We start from the raw sequence: 20,243 nt of genomic DNA on the forward strand, positions 1-20,243 counted from the left end.
CGCGGCATGCGCGTCGAACCCGGAGAGATCGAGGCCGCCCTGCGCGCGCAGCCGGGAGTCCGCGACGCGGCCGTCACGGCGCACGAGCACAGCCTGGTCGGCTACGTCGTGGGCGACGTACCCGACCTCCGCGACGTCCTGCCCGACCACATGATCCCGCGCCGGTGGGTGCGACTGGACGCCCTCCCCCTGACTCGCAGCGGCAAGCTCGACCGCGCCGCGCTGCCCGCGCCGGAGGCCGCCGGCAGCAAGCCGTACGTGCCGCCGCGCGACGAGGTCGAGGCGCGCCTGGCCAGGCTCTACGAGGAGGTGCTGAAGGTGCCCGCGGCCGGGATCCTGGACGACTTCTTCGAGCTCGGCGGCCACTCGCTGAGCGCCCTGCGGCTGGCCGCCCGCATCCGCCAGGAGCTGGGGCGGAGCCTGCCGGTCGCCACCGTACTTGCCGCGCCGACGATCCTCGCGCTGGCCAAGGTGCTGCGCCAGCCCGAGGATCTCGCGCCACCGAGCCACGTCGTGCCGCTCAACCCGGATGGCGACCGTACGCCGATCTTCTTCATTCACGCGCTCGGCGGCCAGGTCTTCCGCTACCACCCGCTGGCCCGCAGGCTCGGCCCCGACCAGCCGGTGTACGCCATCGCCGCGCGCGGGCTGGTGCCCGGCGAGGAGCCGCACGCCACGCTCGCCGAGATGGCCGACGCCTACGTGAGCGACCTGCTGGAGGTACGGCCGGCCGGGCCGTACGTGCTGGGCGGGTTCTGCATCGGCGGGAACATCGCCCTGGAGGTGGCCAGGCGCCTGCGTGAGCGCGGCGAGCAGGTGCCGCTCGTCGTCCTCCTGTACGCCAATGCCGAGGAGCCCGTGGCCAGCGCGTCACTGGAGGACGACACTGTCCTGCTGTTCCACGCGCTGGCCGGCGGACCCGAGGAGACCCTCGGGCTGGACGCGGCCGAACTCGCCGCCAGGACGCCGGAGGAGCGGCTGCTGACGGTCATGGGCGCCGCCTCGGCCGCCGACCGGCTGGCCCCCGACACCGCGGAGGTCGAGCAGGCGCGCCGCTACCTGGCCGTGTTCCGGGCCAACGCGCACGCGGTCGGCGGCTACCGGCACGAGCCCTACGACGGCGACGTCGCGCTCTTCGCGCCCAGGCGCGAGGACGGCAGTTGGCCCTCGGTCGCCAAGGGCCGCCTCGCTCACTTCGCGATCCCCGAGGAACGCGTCCCGATCCTGTACGAACCCCTGGTCGCCGGAGCGGCCACCGAGATCAGAAGGTGGATGGATCATGGCATCCCCGACCAGTGAGCAGTCGAGCCTCTGGAAGTACCCCGACTTCCTGCGGCTGTGGGCGGGCCAGAGCCTGTCGCAGTTCGGCTCGGCGTTCACCTACTTCGCGATCCCCGTCATCGCGGTCACCGTCCTGCACGCCTCCGAGGCGGAGATGGGCGTCGTCGGCTTCCTGCTCCGGGTCCCGATGGTGCTCTTCCTGCTCTTCGGCGTGCTGGCCGACCGGGTGCGCAAGCGGCCCATCCTGATCTGGACGGACCTGGCGCGCTTCGTGCTGATGATGCTGATCCCCATCGCGTGGTTCGCCAACCTGCTCACACTGGCCTGGATCTACGCCGTCATCTTCGGCATCGGGCTGCTCAGCACGCTCTTCCAGACGGCCTACCGCAGCTACTTCCCGTTTCTGGTGCCGCCGGAGAATTTCCTTGAGGGCAACTCCAAGCTGCAGCTGACCGAGTCGGTCGCCCAGACGGTCGGACCCGGCCTGGCAGCGGCGCTGCTGAAGGTGCTCGCCGCGCCCGCGCTGCTGGTCATCGACGCGGTGTCGTACCTGGCCTCGGCGATCGCGGTGGCGCTGATCAAGCGGCCTGAAGCGCGGCCTGAGCCGGATGACACCACCGCCGGGCAGGTGCACAAGGCGATCTGGCAGGGCGTGGGCTGGGTGTTCCGGCACGAGCTGATCCGGCCGCTGGCCATCTCCTCGGCCGTGTACTCGCTGTTCATCCTGGGCTCGATGAACTCGATCTACGCCCTGTACGTGATCCGCGACCTGGGCGTGCCCGCGGCGTGGTTCGGCAGCATCCTGGCCGGTGGCGGCGCGGGCGCGATCGTCGGAGCGCTGTTCGCTGTCAAGGTGATGCGGCGCTACGCGATCGGCAAGGTGCTGCTGTGGTCGATCGTGTACGGCAACCTCGCGCTCTTCCTCATCCCGCTGGCCACCGGTCCCGTCTGGGTCTCGGTGGCCATGCTGGTCGCCGCGCAGCTGGTCAGCGGCGTCATGTCGCAGATCTTCTTCGTCACCAACACCACGCTGGTGCAGACGATCACCCCGCCGCGGCTGCAGGGCCGCGTGGTGGCGTCGATCTACTCGCTGGGCCTGATGCCCGCCCCGCTGGGCGCGCTGGGCGCGGGCCTGCTGGCCGGCGCCGTGGGGACGCGCACGGCGCTGTGGGTGGTCGTGGCCATCGGCGCGCTGGTGCCGATCGCGGCGATGGCCTGGTCGCCGCTGGCCAAGCTCAAGCAGATGCCGGAGCCAGCCCAGCAATGAGCCGTAGCTGGCGGCTGCGCAGCCGCCGGGTGGGCGTGACCAGGCCGACGATCAGCGTGGTCGCGCCCGCCTCCTGGTAGGCCGCCATCCGCTCGCGCACCTTGCCCGCCGGACCGCACATGGTCATCGCGTCGACGAGCGCGTCGGGCAGCATCGCCATGGCCTCGCCCTGCCGCCCGTCCAGGAAGGCCTCCTGCATGCGGGCGGCCTCCTGCTCGAAGCCGAGCGTGGTGGCCAGGCGGTTGTAGAAGTTGGTACGGCGCGAGCCCATGCCGCCCAGGTAGAGGGCGAGCATGGGCCGCATCATGTCGTAGGCCAGCTCCTGGTCCTCCTCGACGAGCGTGAGCACCATGGGCGCGATGTCGAGGTCGCTCCTGTTCAGGTGTGTGGCCATCTTGGCCAGGTGATCGGGCGGGAAGTGGATGGCCAGCCAGCCGTCGGCGAGCTCGCCCGCCAGCGCGACGGTCTTCGGCCCCATCGCGGCCAGGTAGACGGGCAGCCGTTCCTGCACCGGCGAGACGGCCAGCGTCAGCTCCTTGCCCTCGCTGCCGGGCAAGGGCAGCGTCATCGATGGGCCGTCATGCTGGACCGGCTCGCCCCGCAGCGCCTTCCGGGTGATGTGCAGGTAGTCGCGGGCCCGGGCCAGCGGCCGGTCGAAGCGCTCGCCGTGCCAGCCCTCGACCACCTGCGGGCCGGACAATCCCACGCCGAGCCTGGCCCGGCCGCCGGAGAGCTGGTCGAGGGTCGCCGCGGTCATGGCGGCGACGACGGGCTTGCGCCCGGTCATCTGGAGCACGCCGGTACCCAGCGCGATGCGTTCCGTCTGCCCGGCGATCCAGGCCAGCAGGCTCGCCGGATCGGTCCCGTAGGTCTCGGCCGCCCACACCGAGTCATAGCCCAGCGCCTCGGCCTCGCGTACCAGCGCCAGGTGGTCGGCAGGGCCGAGGCCGGCGCCGCCCCAGTAGCTCATGCTGTAACCGAGGCGCATCCCATCTCCTGTGCGATCGTGGCCGCCAGCATGGCCGGGTTCTCCTCGGCCAGCCAGTGTGTCGAGTCGAGCCCTTTCAGCACGGGCCTGTGCACGCTCTGCCGTCGCCAGCCCAGCAGCCCGCCCCTGGTCAGCGATCGGTCCCGGGTGCCGTACAGGACCGTGATGGGCACCGGCAGCGGCGGCCCTGACCGGTGGTGATAACCGGCCAGCAGCCCGAAGTCGGCGCGGAGCGCCGGTTCCAGCACGGGCCAGAGCGCCTCGCGCTCGGCCAGCTCGGGCGGGACGCCGCCGAGCGCGATCACCTGCTCCCAGAACAGCCACGAGGGCAGGGACGGCAGGCGGCGCATGAACAACGTCACGTCAGGAGCGCCGAACGAGCTCACGATCAGCCGTTCCGGCCGCCCGCCCAGCTCGACCACGCGGCGGCAGACGAGGAAGGCCAGCAACGCCCCGCTGCAGTAGCCGAACAGCGTGTACTTCTTTCCGACGAGATCCTGCGCGAGGTCGTCGACGAGCCCGTCGAGATCCGTACGCGGCTCTTCGGCGAGCCTGGCCTGCCTGCCCGGCAGGTTGACCGACCACAGACCCACCTCGGGCGGGAAATGTCCGGCGAGCTCGCCGAGCGAAGCCGGACCGCCACCCGCGTGCGGGAAGGTGACCAGCGCCCGCTCCCCCTCCTTGACCTGGACGAACCACGGCGTCATCGGGTCTCTCCCAGGTGGGCGGCCAGCTCGGCCGGGGTCGGATGGTCGAACACGGCCCGTACCGAGACCGGGCGGCCCGCCAGCTCCTCCAGCGGGCGGATCAGCCGTACGGCCAGCACGGAGTGGCCGCCGTTGAGGAAGAAGTTGTCGTGCGGCCCCAGCCCGGGGCGGTTCAGCGCGTCGCGCCACAGCGCCACCACCTGCTGGACCAGCCCGTCGCCTGATTCTTGCTCCTGGGCACGGTCTTCCGCCGGTACCACCAGGTCGCGGTAGGCGATCTTCCCGTTGGCGGTGGTGGGGAGCCTGTCGGTGACGACGTAGCGGGTGGGGACGGCGTAGTCGGGCAGCCGCGTCCTGGCGAAGTGCCACAGCTCCCCGTCGGCGGCCTGGCCGGTGACCTCGAGGAAGGCGACGAGCCGCCCGTCGGTCTGCGGGTCGCCGTCGAGGATCACCGCGGCCGTCCGTACCGCCTCGTGCTCGTGCAGCGCGGCCTCGACCTCGCCGAGCTCGATGCGGTGGCCGCGCAGCTTGATCTGCCTGTCATCGCGGCCGAGGAGCTCGAGAGTGCCGTCGTGGCGGATCCGGGCGCGGTCGCCGGTCCGGTAGAACCTGCCGTACCGGTCGTGGTGCCCGAAGCGCTCGGCCGTCAGCTCCGGCCGGTTGAGGTAGCCCGCGCTCACCCCCGCACCGGCGACGCACAGCTCGCCCGGCACGCCCGGCGGCAGCTCGCGGCCCGCGGCGTCGGTGACGAAGAGCTGGGTGTTGGCCAGAGGCGCACCCGCGGGCACCGGATCGGCCGGCGGCTCGCGCAGCTCGGCCGCGGTGGACCAGATCGTGGTCTCCGTCGGCCCGTAGACGTTGAAGAGGCGGCAGCCCAGTCCCAGCAGGTCCCTGGCCAGGGCGGCGGGCATCGGCTCGCCGCCGCACAGCACGGTGCGCCCGGCCAGTTCCTGCCGGGCTTCCGGCGCGATCAGCCGCCACGCGGTCGGCGTGGCCTGCACGACCTGGACGTCGGCCATCAGCTTGAGGAATCTGCTCGGCTGCAACTGGTCCTCGTCCGAGGCCACGACCACAGTGCCTGCGGAGGCCAGCGGCAGCAGCAGCTCCAGCCAGGAGATGTCGAAGGAGGTGGTGGTGGACCAGAGCACGCTCTTCGGTGCGCCGAGCCGGTCGGCGAAGTCCAGCACCAGGTTCCCCAGGTTCCCGTGCGTGACCTGCACGCCCTTGGGCCGCCCGGTGGAGCCGGAGGTGTAGATGACATACGCGATATTTCCGGATTCGTGGGTGAGCGTCGTCGGCACCCCCCTGGTGCCGGGCGTCGGCGCGACCGGCGTGTCACCGGCCCCTGGCACCCCCGTGGTACTGGGCATCGGCGCGACCGGAGTGTCACCGGCCCACTCGGGGGCGCCCTCCGCGACCACCAGCCGGGCGTTTGAATCGCTCACCTGGTAGGCGAGCCGGGACTCAGGTTGCCGCACGTCCAGCGGCAGGAACGCCGCTCCCGCCTGCCACACGCCCAGCACCGCCGCCACCAGGTCCGCCGAGCGATCAAGAGCCAGAGCGACGAGGTCGCCGTGCCGTACCCCTCGCTCGTGCAGCAGGTCGCGGACCGCGGCCGCGCGCCCCAGCAGCTCGTCGTAGCTGATCTCGCGCCCGCCCTCGCGCACCGCCACCTTGCTGCTTGGTGCGATGCGCTCGACCAGCGTGCCGTTCCAGGTGCGGCCGGTGTCGTTGACCCGGTCCAGCAAGGCCCGGTCCTCCGGCGAGAGCACGTCCGTCACGGCTCCGCGGGCCGCCTGCCGTACCACCGCGGACATCCTGGCCGCGAACGCCGCGATCTCGTCCTCGTCGTGCACCTCGGTGCTGTGCACCATGCGGATGGTGAGCCGATCCGGCTCCTGGATGACGTTGCACTGCAGGTCCAGGCGGCTGCGGTCGATGAGGTTGTCGACATACCCGGGCACCTCGCCCTGGATGTGGACCTTCTCGTCGCTCCAGGGCCGGTAGTTGAACATGTGCCGGAACAGCGGGACCCGCCAGTCGTCCGTGCCGTGCCCGCGGCGGGTCAGCACCGCCTCCACCGAGGCGTCGGCGTGCTCGATCCCCTCCGCGAAAGCCTCCTCCACGCGCCTGGCGACCTGCTCGAAGTCGTCGTCCAGCTCGACGTGGACACGCAGCGGCAGCGTGCTCACGGCGTAGCCGACCTGCCCCCACTCCTCGCCCGCCCTGGTGCTGACCGGCATGCCGATCAGCAGGTCCGGGCCGGCGCCGTGCCCGCGCAGCGTCAGCAGGAAGGCGGTAGCCAGCACGATGTTGCCGGTGGTGCGCAGCCTGGCCCGCAGCTCGTCCAGTGCCGCCACCGTCTCGGCTTCGACCTGCCACGAGCAGGTGTGACCGGCGAACGTCGGATGGGCCGGCGAGTGCCTGCTCCCCGGCAGCACCATGGCGGCGGGGTCGACGCCGTCGAGCCTCTCCAGCCAGTAACCGATCGACTCCTCCGACGGCTGCCCCGGCTCCAGCAACGGTGCAGGCCCCGCCAGCTCGGGCGGCAGCGTGCCGTGCCCGGTCTGGCTGTCGTAGAAGCGGCCCAGTTCCTCCACCAGGAGCTGCAGGGAGGTGCCGTCGATGATGATGTGGTGGCCGGCCAGGCACACCACGGTCCCTGCGCCGTCGGGCAGGGTGAAGTGCCCCACCCTGATGAGCAGGTCGCGGCCCAGGTCGAAGGGCTCGTCCAGGAAGGACTGCAGGTCCGCGACCAGCGTCTCCTCCGTCGTGGCCCGCGTCTCGACCTTCAGCTGGGCATCCTGGGGCGCGACCAGGTGCCTGACGGGCGTCCCCTTCATTTCGGGGAACCGGAGCCGTAGTGCCGGATGCCGCTTGACCAGCCGGTTCACCGCGATCTGCAGCGGCAGCCTGCGCAGCGGCGTCTCGAACCTGAGCGCTACCGCCAGGTTAGACACGCCGCTGTCCGGCGCGAGCTGCTCCAGAACCCAGAAGGAGTACGGCACCGCCGACAGCGGCCGCGGCTCCTCCACGGAGGCGGGCAACTCCGGCTCCGGCCGCGGGATCGGAATGCGTTGCAGCGGGTGATCGGGATCGAGCGCGGCCCAATCCACCCGTCCGCCGCCCGTCCAGAACCTGGCCACAGCGGCCAACAGCCCCGCGAGATCGCCACCCACCCGGACCTCGGCTCCGGCCGCCTCTTGCGCGAGGACCTCCTTTAGCGGAAGGTCACTCGCCGTCCCTTGCGCGAGCGCCTCCTTTAGCGGAAGGTCACTCGCCATCTCTCGCGCGAGCGCCTCCTTCAGTGGAAGGTCGCTCGCCGTCTCTTGCGCAAGGCCGGCCAGCGCCTCCCCCAGCGGAAGATCACCCGCCGTCTCTTGCCCGAGGCTGGCCAGCGCGTCATTTAGCGGAAGGTCACTCGCGAGGAGGGCCGAGTCCGGGGCTTCCGCGCGGATACCCCAGGCAGCGAGCGTGGCGGCCAGCCCGTAAGCGGTGGCGAAGGCTGCGTGCGGGCCGGTCCAGTCGCCCGGCAGTTCGACGCCGCGCGCCTCGAAGGCCTCCGCGCACACGTCCACGGCCTCGGTGAACAAACGCACCACGCCGTACAGGCCAGCCGCCTCGTCGGGGAGGGACAGGCGGACCGGCTCCTGCTCGTAGGTGTGCTCGCGGCCCAGCGCGAGAGCGGCCTCTGCGGCGCTCCGGCAGACCACCGCACCTCTCACGGGATGGTGGACGCGTCCCTGCTGCAGAGTGCCCACCGCATCGGCGTACCGGTCCTCCGGCAGCCCGGCGAAGAAGCTCGCCAGGCCCCGCCGTACAGCCTCGGCCTCTTCACGGGTACGGCCAGACCACACCACCACGCGCGCCCGGCCGTCACCCGGGGCATGCACGGGCGGATAGCCCTCCTCGACCTCGAGATCGTCGGGCCAGATCACCCGGTGCACCAGATCGCCATCGAGCAACGCGCGGTCGAGAAGCCGCAGAACCAGGGTGCCGCGCAGCGTGCCCAGCGGCAGCTCGCCGGCATCGGTCACGGCCAGCTCGCACTCCCTGGCCAGCAACGCCGCGCAGGCCTTACCCACTCCGCCGTACACCTGGACGACCTGCGCCCCCGGATCGTGCCCGGCCTCCTCGGCCGCCCCCACCTCCTGCGGGAAGCGCCCCATCGCGATCACGGCGATGGGCTGTTCGTGAGGGGTCACTGACCGTCCTTGCGAATCCTGGCACGCACGTCCCGGCGGCTACCGCCCACCGGACGGCGACGCACACCGTCCTGCCTGGCAGGCGCCTGGCCCTGCGTGATCAGGTCCTCGAGAGCACGCAGGTTCGGGTGAGTGAACATCGCGGTGACCGGCAGGCTCAGCCCCAGTGTGCTGGTGATCTCCTCATGCAGCTCGACCAGGGCAAGCGAATCGAGACCAGCTTCAAAGAAGTTGAGATCGGGATCGAGAGCGTGGCCTAACCGCCGCTCCACAAGAGATGCCACCGCGTCGGCCTGGGTCATCCGGCGTCCTTTGTCTCGCCTGCGATAGGACGGGATCACCGTCCACCTCCCAGCATCCTTCCCGAGCCCCACAATCCACCACAAGCCCGTATTTTTCAGGATTTCAGCCCCCCAAAGCCCACCAGGCCACCACCTGCTGATCTTGACGTCATGACTCACTCAGAAGGCGGTGGCCGTCACTATGCAGATCTGAACGGTCCGAAGATCAGCGCGTCGTCCCTCACCAGCGAGGCCGACATCTCGGCATGCTCATCCCGCCACCGCCGGATCACGCACTACCGACCAGCAATCCGGTGGTCAAGCTCTCCGTCGATGATCGCCGCGCAGTCCGTACCAGCCTGGAGGGCGGGATTGGGCTCGGTATCCCTCGCTCCGCCATCGGGTGCTCCAGATGAGCGGCGTGCTGTACTCCTGGGGAGGCGGAGGTCTGGGCGGACCAGGCCCCGGCATCGGCCGAGGAGCTCAGACCAAGGGCTTCGACTGCTCCGGGCTCGCCAAGTACGCCTAGGGCAAGGCAGGCGTGAAGATCGGCGGCACCACGGCGACCCAGTGGAATGCGGGCGTCCATGTGCCATGGTCACAGCTCAAGCCCGGCGACCTGATCTTCTTCGCGATCGATCCCAAAAGCCCGGCAACCATCCATCACGTCGTGCTCAACATCGACGGCAAGCGTTACGTACATGCACCCCATACCGGCAGCACAGTGCAAGTCGGCACCTGGACGGCGAAGCGAGAGGCCGAGTACGCCGGAGCTGTCCGACCGGGTTGAAGGCCGCATATGACCTGCTCACCAGGGCCGATGGGCGTACGCTTAATGCGACCGCTCTCACCCTTTTTTGACCGAAATTGGTTGAGCTGGTTCCAGGAAGGGGTCGACTTCTATGTGAGTCGGCCCTTCCCACGTTCTTCTATGGCCACCGGGTGCGGACTCATGCGCTCGCCCGGTCTTTCTCCCGGCTCAACGCGGGAGAAGTGGGAAGTTCAATCCGTAGGCCCTCGGCAGCGTCTTCCCCGGCAGCCGCCTCCGCCGGGGGAAGCAGAGCCTTCGCCAGGCCTGTCACCCTGTCGAATAGCTCAAGGACGAACTTCCGTCCATCCTCCCGCCAGATGAGGAGGGGCAAGGGGATGGCCATCGCCAGAAGGACCGGTGACAAGAGAAACACCAGGAGTGCGCCCAAGGCGACTCTCTGCCAGGTGGCATGAAGGACGATCATGGGGAGCCCTTGCTCGTGTGCCGCTGTGAGGTCTCGGGCCAGATGTGTCCGAGTAATGCTCGCCAGCCAGCGGCTGGTCGAGAGGGATGCCTCTCGCCTAGGGCCCCGGTCTACGTCGGGTTCTCCCCTGTCAGAGGCTGACCGTTGTGGTCAGCACTAAGTGCCACTCCGCAGGGCGAGTGACGTGTTCGTGCATGCTCATATGCCACACATGGATAAGATACTCCTAAAATCACCAAAGAGTGGCGCTCGCCCTCTTAGCGCGTTTTACCTGGGCAAATACGTTCCACTAGGACAACTCTCCACCGTACTCGTGGCGCTCGCCAAGTACGACGACCTCGACGTCGACCGGCTGGTGCTGGTATCCGCTCAGGAATTCAGCCGCCCGGCAGCCCTAAAGGCCAGCCACCCCCGGGCCAGCCGATCGCCTGGCCAGGCTCAAGCAGCTCAGCGTGGAGACGAGGGAGTCAAGCTGAACGACCTGGGCGCGCTCCGCGGCACCGTCGAGGTCAACGGCCAAGCTCCCGTCCGTCCACGCGTCTCTCGCGGAATGCACCCGCAGACGCGCGAACGGATGCGGACGACGAACGCGAACGATTACGGATCGTGCACCTCAGGCAGAGCCTGCCAACCCCCTCGCCCGGCCTGCTGGAGGCGCTGGTAAACCCAGGAGCGCCGCATACCGGTGGCGTGGATGAGGTCTGCGATGCTCACTCCCTCATCCGGGGCTTGCCTGAGGACCAGGCTCAGGGTCTCCTCGGCCTGCCGTACAGCGCTGTCGCGCGTGGGCTGAGGGGATGCGTGCATCTCCGACGCGCCCTCCAGGGCTTGGCGCGACACGTCATCCAGGTGCGGACGGATACCCGTCGAGGGCCGCCCCACTTCAATGGGGAGCTAGTGGGCGGCCAATCAAGACGCCCGTTCGACCGACTAGTTGAAGTGCCTCTTCGCGCGCATCCCAAGCACGGGTATGGCGGCAATCTTCTCCGCTGGCATGCTCGGCCAGATCAGACCGCTCGGCCGCCGGGAAGGAGGGCAGACAATGATGTCCCTCTCCGTGACAATCAGATCCACGCGAAAATCATGTTCCGCCTCAGGCAGTTCCTCGTCCACAACCTGGAGGGAATGGACAGTGGTGACGAAAATCGTGTCGTCATTCACCAAACCGTCCTCGGTCAACAGCGCCACTTCGATGTCCGAGTAGCCGGCGCCTTTGCCCAGCCGCACACCCTGGCGGTTGACTGCGACGGTGCCACACACCACCAGGTCGATCGGCCGCATCTCCTCCGTGCCCACACGGGGACTACTCGCCGCAGCCACACGGCTGGTCGCGGCCTGGGCAGGAGGAATCTCCGACTGCGCCGGATCGATCAAATAGAAGGGCTGAACCGTCGCGATCTTCGGGACAGCCATGTACAGCAGCTTTCCCGCGGCAAGCGCGCGGGCCCGAACCGGCAGCTGCGCGGTGTCAGGATTGGCCTTGACCGTCGCCGCCTGCTGCCATGGAGCGGTCGAGGCGAGTAGTTCAGCAGCGCGCTCAGAGCCGATGAAGTTGGGGATGTACCCGCGGGCATCAGGCGTCGAGACCCCGGCATCGATAAGGGCAGACCACACGCGCTGCCGAACAGCATGCTTCTGCTCATCAACGCCCATACACCTACCCCATCACGTGGTCATCAGCGCGAACAGTCGATCGCTGATCTCCTGCACCCAGGGCTCGTGCCGCCACGGCGCCAGCTCACGCCCCGCGGCGAAGGCGACGTTCATCCCGCCGCCTCCTCGTGTCTCCTCTATCAGGTCGATCGCTTCGTGGAGGGTGCCGCACGCCTCTTCGAGCTTGCCCTGACGGATATATGCCAAGGTGAGGTTGCCCAAAACGATGGCCTGCGATTTCTTCCACTCGACCAGACTCCGAGCGGTCCGCGTCAGGATCTCTTCGGCCTTGCCGTTGGCTCCAAGCGACAGATAGCAGGAGCCTGCCAGGCGGTCGAACTGCGAGGAGGAGAACATGGTGATGGCTTCGTCGTCGGGGCGGATGCGGCCGAAGCTGACCTCTGCGGCGCTCAAGGCCTTCTCGCACTCCCGACGCTGCCCGAGCATCGCGTGGGCCTCACCCACATGGAGGTATCCGAGGCCGGTCAAGACGTTGCTCACCGACCCGCTGACGAGCGCAGTCTCACGGCACAATCTCAGGCCTGCCCGTGGATCCTTGGTCCCATAGAGCGCCACGAAGCCCTTGCGGAGCTGCGCGTGACTCTCCAGCACCGGATCCGCGATCTCTCTGGCAGCTGCTATCGCCTGGTCGAAGTAGCGCACCGGCCCAACGTCGTCACGTCGTTGAGAGGCGTCCCAGACGAGCTGACCCATCAACGTGGCCGACTCTGCGACCGAGAAGCAGAGCTCGCGACGGATCCGTGCAGTCGGAGCGAAGTTGCGCAGAAGCGTGACCTGGCTGTGGCACTGGCCGGCGGTCGCCAGCAGCGACGCGGACGAGGCTGTGTCGTACTCCGCAGTGAGGCGCTCGATCTCCTGCGCCAGCTGAGCAACTGTAACCAGGTCAACCATCGCCGGATTCTGCAGCGTGAAGGCGAGCCGTTCCTCGTCCATGGCTGACGAAGTCAGCACGTCGTCCAGTTCTGCGAGCGTCAGCTGGAGCACCGCGGCAATCGTGGGACGGTGCCATGGCCGAGGCTCGGTCTCACCGCTCTCCCAGCGCACAACCGTCGAACGCTCGACACCGACGGCATGCGCCAGACTTTCTTGAGAAAATCCCAGCGTTTTGCGGCGTTGTGTCAGCTTTAGACGTCGTTTCGGCACGCTGCGCTCCTACCGTGAAATTGACAGGAGGTTCTTACGTAAGTATTCCTCCTTTTCTCGCAGGTCGCAGGGCTAATGCGGCAGCGATGCGCCATTCCTGCACAGATCTGCTGTGGAGGATGCGACGGCTTCAGCGTTTTCTTCAGGGCTATGACCAGCCGCCTGTCGAGCGACATCCTGTCCCGCTCCTACACCCTGTCCTCAGTCAGCGCCTCCGTGCCCGCTGCCCGCATCTGGGTACGGCAGATGCTCGCTCGATGGAAGCTCACGCAGCTCACCGAGCCCGCCGAACTGCTGGTCTCGGAGCTGATCACCAATGCGATCAAGCACGCCAAGACCGGCGGAGCACCCATCACGCTCGTACTGAGCCATGTGTCCGGCACCCTCCGGCTCGAGGTCCACGACCCTGACCAGAACGGCCGGCCCATCCCTCAGCAACCCGCAGCCGACGAAGAGGTAGGGCGTGGGCTATGGATCGTCGGAACCTTCGCCGACCGCTGGGACGTCGAGATCACCGAGGTCGGCAAGGCGGTCTGGTTCGAGCTGGACACTGCCGGAGCGATGGCATGAGCGAGCACAACGGGGCATGCCCGCTCATCGACATCACGAGGCCTAACGAGGCGCGAATCCACGACTATCTCCTGGGCGGCAATGTCAACTACGGAGCCGATCGAGCGGCAGCGGAGGAGTTGAAGGTCACCATTCCCCACCTCGCGGAGAGCGTGCGGGATGCCCGTGACTTTCATCGCCGAGTAGTGAGATACGTGGCTCGGAAGACTGGCATCAGACAGTTCATCGCCGTCAGCGGCGGTCTGCCAACGCAAGACAACGTCCACGCGGTGGCTCAAGCAATCACCCCTGATGCCCGAGCCGTCTACGTGGACCGCGACCCCATGACCGTCACGCTCGCGCGCGCTCTGCTCGCGAGGACGCCCGGTGTTACGGCCGTCCTCGGCGGGTCACAGGACCTTTGCGAAGTCCTCCACGGACAGCAACTCCAAGCGCTCGTGGACTTGGATCGTCCCGTAGCGATCCTGCTCATGCGCCTGTTCACAGGCGAGGCGACGCACGTCGGCATCGGCCACCTGGGCGACGTCATCGCTCCCGGCAGTTACCTGGCGGCCACGTACCCAACCGTCTCTTGCCCGAATGCGTGCTCCGATGGACTCCGCTTGGTAGAACCCGGCTTCGTCGATGTCCGGGATTGGCGTCCGGACTCAGACCGCAGACATCCCACGGCGCCCACCCTGTTCTACGGCGGGGTGGCTCACAAGCCTCTTCTCTGGGCCGTAGCCGCGTGATCCGCGATGTCGCACGACCAAACCTCTGGGTGCATCAGCCCGCACACCATGGCGCCGGACCCCGGTTCCAGGGAACTCGATTGGGACAGGCCGCGAGCAGGTGAACGTGTCCGAGTCATCAGGTGGACATGTGACTGCCTCCTGCCTGTCTACGAGCTCTGCGCCGCAGGCGGTCAGTACTTCATCCGCCGAAACGAGACCGACTCTGTCGCCGAGACCGCAAGGCTGCGATGCCAGGAAGCGGAGGACCTCTGGTTGACGCTCCTTGCGGGACGGGCGCATTGAGCCAACGAGTACCACCGGGTCGAGCCAGAAGATCGATGACTGCTACAGAAGCACGACCTGAGCGAACTCCGCGCGTGACGACTGCTTGACCACCAGGTCTGCCCGCGTTAGGCCGATGGGTGAGCAAGGTGCCAAGTAGGTTGTCCGCCAGCAAGAACGGCTCGGGAAGGAGGACGGCTCCCACTCACCCCTCTGGCCCCGGATCAGCCCATGAAGCTGTGATCGAGCCGACATACCCTCGGCTTTACCCGGCCTCTTGGGGGCTTCGGAAAATGACCTCTGACGTGCACTACTGCCGCCAAAATCAGCGCAGTACTTCGAAGTCGGACGGATGGAGTTCAAGCCGTCGCTGAGTAGGAACTAGCTGACCGATCACCGACACCTGGCGCTCCTCCTGGTGCGCGTCCAGCGCCTGAGCGTACTGCTGAGGATTGAGAACCACCCAGATCGAGCGCGAGGTGGCCTGCCTGGCGACGCGAAGCTCCCCGCGGATCTTCACTCTACCGGGCTCGTCCCGATCGCGACGGGTACTGACGACCAGTCCAGTGATCGCGGCCTGCCCTCCTTGCCCGAGCAGGCGTAGTTGCTGACCAGCCTGCTTGATGGCACCGAGCGCCCAGGGGTCGAACCTCGTCGGCCCCGCCGTCGCCCAGTCGGGAGGTGCGAGCCCCCTTGACCAACTGAAGCCCACCTCAACCGGCCAACCAGAATCTGGTCCAGCCAGATTGACTAGGGCTTCGCAGAAGTTGGCGGAGATGCCGCGGTCAATGTAGTCGTCGAAGATACCCAGACCATGCTCGGAGACCTTTGTAGCGGCCTCATGTGCCGCCAGTATCGCGTCGTTCATGCGCAGGAGAACCCGTCGGTTGAAGGGCAGTGGATCCCCGTCTCCGAAGAGAGCATCCTGGGCCGGCTGGCTCAACGGAACCTGAACGGTGAAGACGTAGCTGCCTACCTGGGTCGTGCCCAGCCGGACTTGTCGTAGAAAGGCATGCGCGGTTTCCGGTGCTTGCCCAACGTGGATCGGGGAGGTGCCATCGACCGAGACTCTGGCAGCGGCCTTCAGCAGATCCCGGACTCCCTCCAAGGCCTTGAGGCCTGCCATCAATGGGGTGGTCCCCTGGGGGGTGTCCGGTTGGGTGCGGAAGAACTGCCTGTCTGTCAGCGGTTCGGTGATGTCCCGGACGATGTCCCAGTCGGCACGGTGTTCCACCCGAGACAGGACGCGCACGACCTCGCGCAGCCGGTCCTGGTAGTCGCGATAAGCAGGCTCATGAGGTACCAGGACCTCGCCCGCACCGTCCAGATGCCAGATCACCGCACCACGCCAGGTATCGATCCGCTGCCACCCCTGGCTAGCCAGATAATCGGACAGCTGAGCGGGGCTCACCACTGCGCGAGCATTCACGACGCCTCCACGAGAGCCGGGCTCAGCAGCGTCAACAGCGATCGTACGGTGAGCAGGTTGTTCTTGGGAACGCGCACCTGGCGGCGCTTGGTCTTGCTGGGTGACGCGATAAGGGGTTCGTCGACGAAGGACACCCAGTAGGCGGCGTGTGCCAGGTGGAGAGCGAAGTGGTCCGCGTCAGTGAATTCCCAGGGATCGTCCGGCACGAGTACGAGAACGAGATATCGAGGCACCTGGAGCAGCCCAGCGAGCGCGTTGAACTGAGTCTCGCTCAGCCCGTCGTAGTCCCACCATTCGTGATCATCATCTCTCGGCCAGCGAGACCAGGACTTGACCTGGATCTCGATTTGCGGGTAGCGAACCGTCCCGTGCTCGCCGGGATATCCGACCGCGAAGTCAACACCTGAACGGTCAGGGCTCCTCTTGTCGCACTGCAGCCCAGCGGCCTTCGCCAGCACGTGAACGAAGGCTTCTCCATACTCACCCTGGTGGGTCTGGCGATCCAGAGACATGGCCGCCTCAAGATCCCACATCCGGAGGAGCGCGACAAGGCAGACTTATATGCCTCTGCCGGTGATTGCATCGATGCTCAGAGTAATTACGGTAAATGAATGGATCATGCCGGTTGGCTGAGCATGGTCGAGATCTCGGGGCCGTGGCTCAGCGTTCCCGTACTCCGGCAGGCGTGGCCGGCGCTGGACTCCATCACCAAACCCGATCGCGACCGGTTGCGCGCCGCGCACGCAAGCTGGCGAGGCGGCCAGTCCACCACTGTTGAGTGGATCAACTACGTCCTGCGTGACCTCCTGCGCTGGGACGACGGCCTCCACATGGGCGGTTTGGAGCACCTCGCAGTGCAGCTGCCGCTGCAGGGCACAATGATCAAACCAACATTTGCACTCACCATCCCGGGCGAGGAGCCCAAGCCCGACGCCATCCGCCTTCTCGGGATCATCACATCCGAGAACCTTTCGTCGCAGACGGGCATGCTGGCCAGCACCTGTCGCAAGCTCGGTGTCGAACTGGGCCTGGTAACCGACGGCCGCCGGTGGACATTGGTGTGGGTGCCCGCAGATCGTACGGCGACAGGTACGTTCGACGCAGCCAACTGGCCGGAGCGGGCCGAGCGAGACGTGGTACGCGCGTTCTTCTCGCTGCTCAACGCTGACCGGTTTTTCACCGTACCCGAGAGCGAGCGGCTGCCCGCACTGTTCCATGCCAGCGGACAGAGCTCGGAGGACATCACGGAGGCGCTAGGCGTCCAGGTACGACAAGCGGTGGAACTGCTAGTCACGAGCGTCGGCCGCATGACTCAGGAGGAAGATTCGCTCCACCACGTGCCCGCGCACGACATCTACCGAGGCGCGGTTACCGTCATGATGAGGGTCGTTTTCGTCCTTTATGCAGAAGAGCGGGGTGTGCTTCCGGCTGACAATGATCTTTATGCCGCGTCCTATTCGGTGGGGCAGTTGTGCGCCGATCTGGAGCGACGCGCGTTGGCAGGATCCGAGGAGGAGCTGACACACAGCACGGCCGCCTGGCACCGTTTGCTTGCCCTGTTCACTGTCGTCTACAACGGAACTGATCATCCTCGACTGAAGATCCACGCGTACGACGGTTCTCTCTTCAATGCGGAGCATCACTGGCTGCCGAAGACCGTAGATGACCGGACCGTGCTCCACATGCTGCGTGCCATTCAGTATGCGGAGTTCGGAAAAGGCAGGAATCGCGAGCGCCGCAAGCTCAGCTTCCGCTCCCTGGACGTGGAGCAAATCGGGTACGTCTACGAAGGGCTGCTGTCCTTTGACGCCCAGCGATCCACCGAGGTCGCCATCGGCCTGATCGGCAAGCCCGGCAGGGAGAAGGAAGTCGAACTCACCATCATCGAACGGATCGGGCCTGATCCAGCAGCGCTTGCGGAGCGCTTTAAGGATTCCGGCATAGGTACGGCCGGCGCCCTGGCTCGGCGGCTGACGCCTCTCGACGACGCGGGCAACTTGGAGGCCACTCGCAAGCTGCTGGCCGCCACGGAGGGCGACGCCGAGGTGGCCAAGCGGCTGTTGCCGTATTACGGAATCATCCGCCGAGATCTGCGTGGCCTGCCGCTGGTGATCCTGCCCGGCACGCCGTACGTCACGGAGTCACAGGTACGGCGCGCCACCGGCTCCCACTACACCCCACGAGATCTCGCGGAGAGAATCGTCAAGGGGGCGCTCGAGCCGCTCATCTATCGGGTCGGACCGTTGCAGACGGCTGAGTTGAAGGAGTGGATCCCCAAGTCGTCAGACGAGATTCTCTCCTTGAGGATTGCCGATATCGCGATGGGGTCGGGAGCCTTTCTCGTCAGCGCGGCACGCTACCTCGGGGAGGCGTTGATCGCTGCGTGGAAGCGGGAAGGGCGGATTGACGACGCGGCCTGTACCGATGCCGAGGATGATCCCTTGCAGGCTGCAGCTCGCAGGGAGATCATCGAGCGCTGCCTCTACGGCGCCGACATCAATCCCATGGCCGTCGAGCTGGCCAAGTTGTCACTGTGGCTCGTCTCTGTCCAATCCGACCGGTCGTTCACGTTCCTCGACGACCGACTGGTAGTGGGAGATTCATTGCTGGGCCTCACCTCCGTCGAGCAGCTCGAATGCCTGCAACTGAGCGAGGACGTGCCCGCATTGCTGAGTGAGGCGGCAGGCCGGCGACGGGGGATTGTCGAGATCGAGGTGACCGGTGATCCGCTGAAGGCGCTCGCGCGGAAACGGGCCGTTCTGAGGTCCGTGGGGGAGGACATGGAACACGTGCGGTCGGCCGCCGACCTTCTGGTCGGCGCCCTGCTGGCACACGCCACCGGGGAGGGCAGGGGGAAGGCCAGGGGTCTTACGGTCGCCATCCAGAAGGCGTCCGCGCTCACCGTCTCCGGCAACCCCGAGCGTCAGAACGAACAAGCCAGGCAGTGGCTGGCAGCCGACCTCCCGAAGGACGTGCTGGAACGGCTACCGCTGCATTGGATGCTCACCTTCCCGGAGGTTTTCGCCCGGGAAGATGCGGGCTTCGACGCCATCATCGGTAATCCACCTTTCCTGGGCGGCCAGAAGCTCACTGGCGAGTACGGCGTCGGGTATCGGGAGTACCTGCTTCACCGGGTTGGCCGGGGTGATCGCGGAAGCGCGGATCTGGCTGCCTATTTCGTCCTACGGGCGCATGAGCTGCTCAACTCGGCGGGTCAGACCGGCTTGATCGCCACCAACACGTTGGCGCAGGGAGACACGCGCCAGGTGGGACTGGATCGCCTCGTAGCGGAGGGGGTGACGATTCGGCTCGCGGAGAAATCAAAGCCATGGCCCACGAAGAGCGCCGTGCTGGAGTACTGCGCGGTGTGGACGACCCGAGTCGCCCCCGGAAGGAAGAGTCTGAGAATTGCCGACGGCCGGGTGGTCCGTGGCATCACGGCGTCCCTGGATCCCGAATCGGGAGTGTCGGGTACTCCGCGCCGGCTGCCCAGCAGTGGCGGTATCGCCTTCATCGGTTCGTATGTCCTGGGTCTCGGATTCACGATGGAGCCGGAAGCAGCGAAGGCGATGATCGAGCGGGATCCACGCAACAAGGACGTGCTGGCCCTCTACCTCAACGGCCAGGACCTCAACTCACGGCCGGACAGCTCTGGCAGCCGGTGGGTGATCAACTTTCACGACTGGGACCTCGACCGAGCCAAGACCTACGCTGAACCCTTCGAGCAAGTGGTCCGCCTCGTAAAGCCCGAGCGTGACAGGAACAACCGTGCCGTTCGCCGGGAGCGATGGTGGCAGTACGCGGAGCGCGCTCCGAAGCTGGTGGAGGCCATTGCGGGGCTGGAGCGGGTCATTGCGCTCACGAGGGTGAGCAAGGTCGTGATGCCGGTGATGGTGCCCACCGGCCAGGTGATCAGCGAGGCCGTCGTCGTATTCGCCACCGATGACACCGCGATGCTGACGCTCTTGTCGAGCGCACCCCACTACTGGTGGGTCCGAGCTCGAGCATCGTCGATGAAGGCCGACCTCCGCTACACCCCCTCCGACGTGTTCGAAACCCTCCCCCTCCCCCACCTCACCCCCGAGATGCGCACCCTCGGCCACCACCTCGACACCCACCGCCGAGAACTCATGCTCTCCCGCCAAGCCGGCCTGACCGCCACCTACAACCTCGTCAACAACCCCACCAACACCGACCCAGACATCGCACAACTCCGCCAGATCCACCGCGACATCGACATCGCCACCTGCCACGCCTACGGCTGGCACGACCTCATCGACAAACTCGACCACGGCCACCACCAAGTAGCCCGCGAAACCCGCTTCACCGTCGGCCCCGCCGTACAACGAGAACTCGTCGACAGGCTGCTGGGCCTGAACCTCGGACGGCGCGCCAAATCTGCCGTCGCATAGCCCTGTGAACTCAGCGCACAATGATGTTTTTGGGTCTGGGCAGCATCACCCAATCT

At 67.1% G+C, this 20,243-nt stretch carries 14 protein-coding genes (1 of these 14 cut by a window edge); 6 read left to right on the forward strand and 8 right to left on the reverse strand.

What is annotated here, in order from left to right; translation table 11 throughout:
• Both KIK09_RS10795 and KIK09_RS10800 read left to right on the forward strand, forming a co-directional pair.
• Nucleotides 1-1,299, forward strand: partial view of a non-ribosomal peptide synthetase gene (locus tag KIK09_RS10795; protein ID WP_214318590.1) — the 3' portion only. The gene continues 2,286 nt to the left of window position 1, outside the view; the window shows 1,299 of its 3,585 coding nt (coding positions 2,287-3,585); the start codon falls outside the window, past its left edge; the stop codon is at nt 1,297-1,299.
• A complete protein-coding gene (locus KIK09_RS10800) occupies nt 1,280-2,548 on the forward strand; it encodes an MFS transporter (protein WP_214318591.1) in 1,269 nt (422 codons plus the stop codon). The genes KIK09_RS10795 and KIK09_RS10800 overlap by 20 nt, the downstream gene beginning before the upstream one ends.
• Here KIK09_RS10800 and KIK09_RS10805 read toward each other — a convergent pair.
• The 4 genes from KIK09_RS10805 to KIK09_RS10820 are packed head-to-tail and all read right to left on the reverse strand — an operon-like array spanning nt 2,517 to nt 8,750.
• Entirely contained in the window at nt 2,517-3,536 is a 1,020-nt protein-coding gene (locus KIK09_RS10805) for an LLM class F420-dependent oxidoreductase (protein WP_214318592.1), read from the reverse strand. The genes KIK09_RS10800 and KIK09_RS10805 overlap by 32 nt on opposite strands.
• On the reverse strand, nt 3,515-4,243 hold the full coding sequence (locus KIK09_RS10810; protein ID WP_214318593.1) for a thioesterase II family protein: 729 nt from the start codon (nt 4,241-4,243) through the stop codon (nt 3,515-3,517). Before KIK09_RS10810 ends, KIK09_RS10805 begins: the two co-directional genes overlap by 22 nt.
• A complete protein-coding gene (locus KIK09_RS10815; RefSeq protein ID WP_214318594.1) occupies nt 4,240-8,448 on the reverse strand; it encodes a non-ribosomal peptide synthetase in 4,209 nt (1,402 codons plus the stop codon). The genes KIK09_RS10810 and KIK09_RS10815 overlap by 4 nt, the downstream gene beginning before the upstream one ends.
• Nucleotides 8,445-8,750 carry an acyl carrier protein gene (locus KIK09_RS10820; RefSeq protein ID WP_214318595.1) on the reverse strand — a complete coding sequence of 102 codons (306 nt, stop codon included), beginning with the start codon at nt 8,748-8,750 and terminating at the stop codon, nt 8,445-8,447. Before KIK09_RS10820 ends, KIK09_RS10815 begins: the two co-directional genes overlap by 4 nt.
• Before the next feature lie 520 nt (nt 8,751-9,270).
• Here KIK09_RS10820 and KIK09_RS10825 point away from each other — a divergent pair.
• Nucleotides 9,271-9,519: a C40 family peptidase gene (locus tag KIK09_RS10825; protein ID WP_214318596.1), complete on the forward strand. Its 249-nt coding sequence runs from the start codon at nt 9,271-9,273 to the stop codon at nt 9,517-9,519.
• Between the two features lie 1,375 nt (nt 9,520-10,894).
• Here KIK09_RS10825 and KIK09_RS10830 read toward each other — a convergent pair.
• The gene (locus KIK09_RS10830; RefSeq protein WP_214318597.1) at nt 10,895-11,617 is read right to left on the reverse strand and encodes a 5-formyltetrahydrofolate cyclo-ligase; all 723 of its coding nucleotides are present in this window, start codon (nt 11,615-11,617) and stop codon (nt 10,895-10,897) included.
• A 12-nt stretch (nt 11,618-11,629) separates the two neighbouring features.
• The gene (locus KIK09_RS10835) at nt 11,630-12,781 is read right to left on the reverse strand and encodes a helix-turn-helix transcriptional regulator (protein WP_214318598.1); all 1,152 of its coding nucleotides are present in this window, start codon (nt 12,779-12,781) and stop codon (nt 11,630-11,632) included.
• Between the two features lie 150 nt (nt 12,782-12,931).
• Here KIK09_RS10835 and KIK09_RS10840 point away from each other — a divergent pair, with 150 nt between their 5' ends.
• Complete coding sequence (locus KIK09_RS10840; RefSeq protein WP_214318599.1) at nt 12,932-13,351, forward strand: ATP-binding protein; 420 nt, start codon at nt 12,932-12,934, stop codon at nt 13,349-13,351.
• Nucleotides 13,348-14,082: an SAM-dependent methyltransferase gene (locus KIK09_RS10845; protein ID WP_214318600.1), complete on the forward strand. Its 735-nt coding sequence runs from the start codon at nt 13,348-13,350 to the stop codon at nt 14,080-14,082. Before KIK09_RS10840 ends, KIK09_RS10845 begins: the two co-directional genes overlap by 4 nt.
• 589 nt (nt 14,083-14,671) lie before the next feature.
• On the opposite strand, the gene KIK09_RS10850 is transcribed toward KIK09_RS10845, so the two are convergent.
• Nucleotides 14,672-15,775 carry an OB-fold nucleic acid binding domain-containing protein gene (locus KIK09_RS10850; protein WP_214318601.1) on the reverse strand — a complete coding sequence of 368 codons (1,104 nt, stop codon included), beginning with the start codon at nt 15,773-15,775 and terminating at the stop codon, nt 14,672-14,674.
• Entirely contained in the window at nt 15,772-16,308 is a 537-nt protein-coding gene (locus tag KIK09_RS10855) for a DUF4365 domain-containing protein (RefSeq protein ID WP_214318602.1), read from the reverse strand. The genes KIK09_RS10850 and KIK09_RS10855 overlap by 4 nt, the downstream gene beginning before the upstream one ends.
• 78 nt (nt 16,309-16,386) lie before the next feature.
• On the opposite strand from KIK09_RS10855, the gene KIK09_RS10860 reads away from it, so the two are divergent.
• A complete protein-coding gene (locus tag KIK09_RS10860) occupies nt 16,387-20,187 on the forward strand; it encodes an Eco57I restriction-modification methylase domain-containing protein (RefSeq protein ID WP_214318603.1) in 3,801 nt (1,266 codons plus the stop codon).
• The last annotated feature ends 56 nt before the right edge of the window (nt 20,188-20,243 follow it).

This window comes from Nonomuraea sediminis (assembly GCF_018531495.1).
In the GTDB taxonomy this organism is placed as follows: Bacteria; Actinomycetota; Actinomycetes; order Streptosporangiales; family Streptosporangiaceae; genus Nonomuraea; species Nonomuraea sediminis.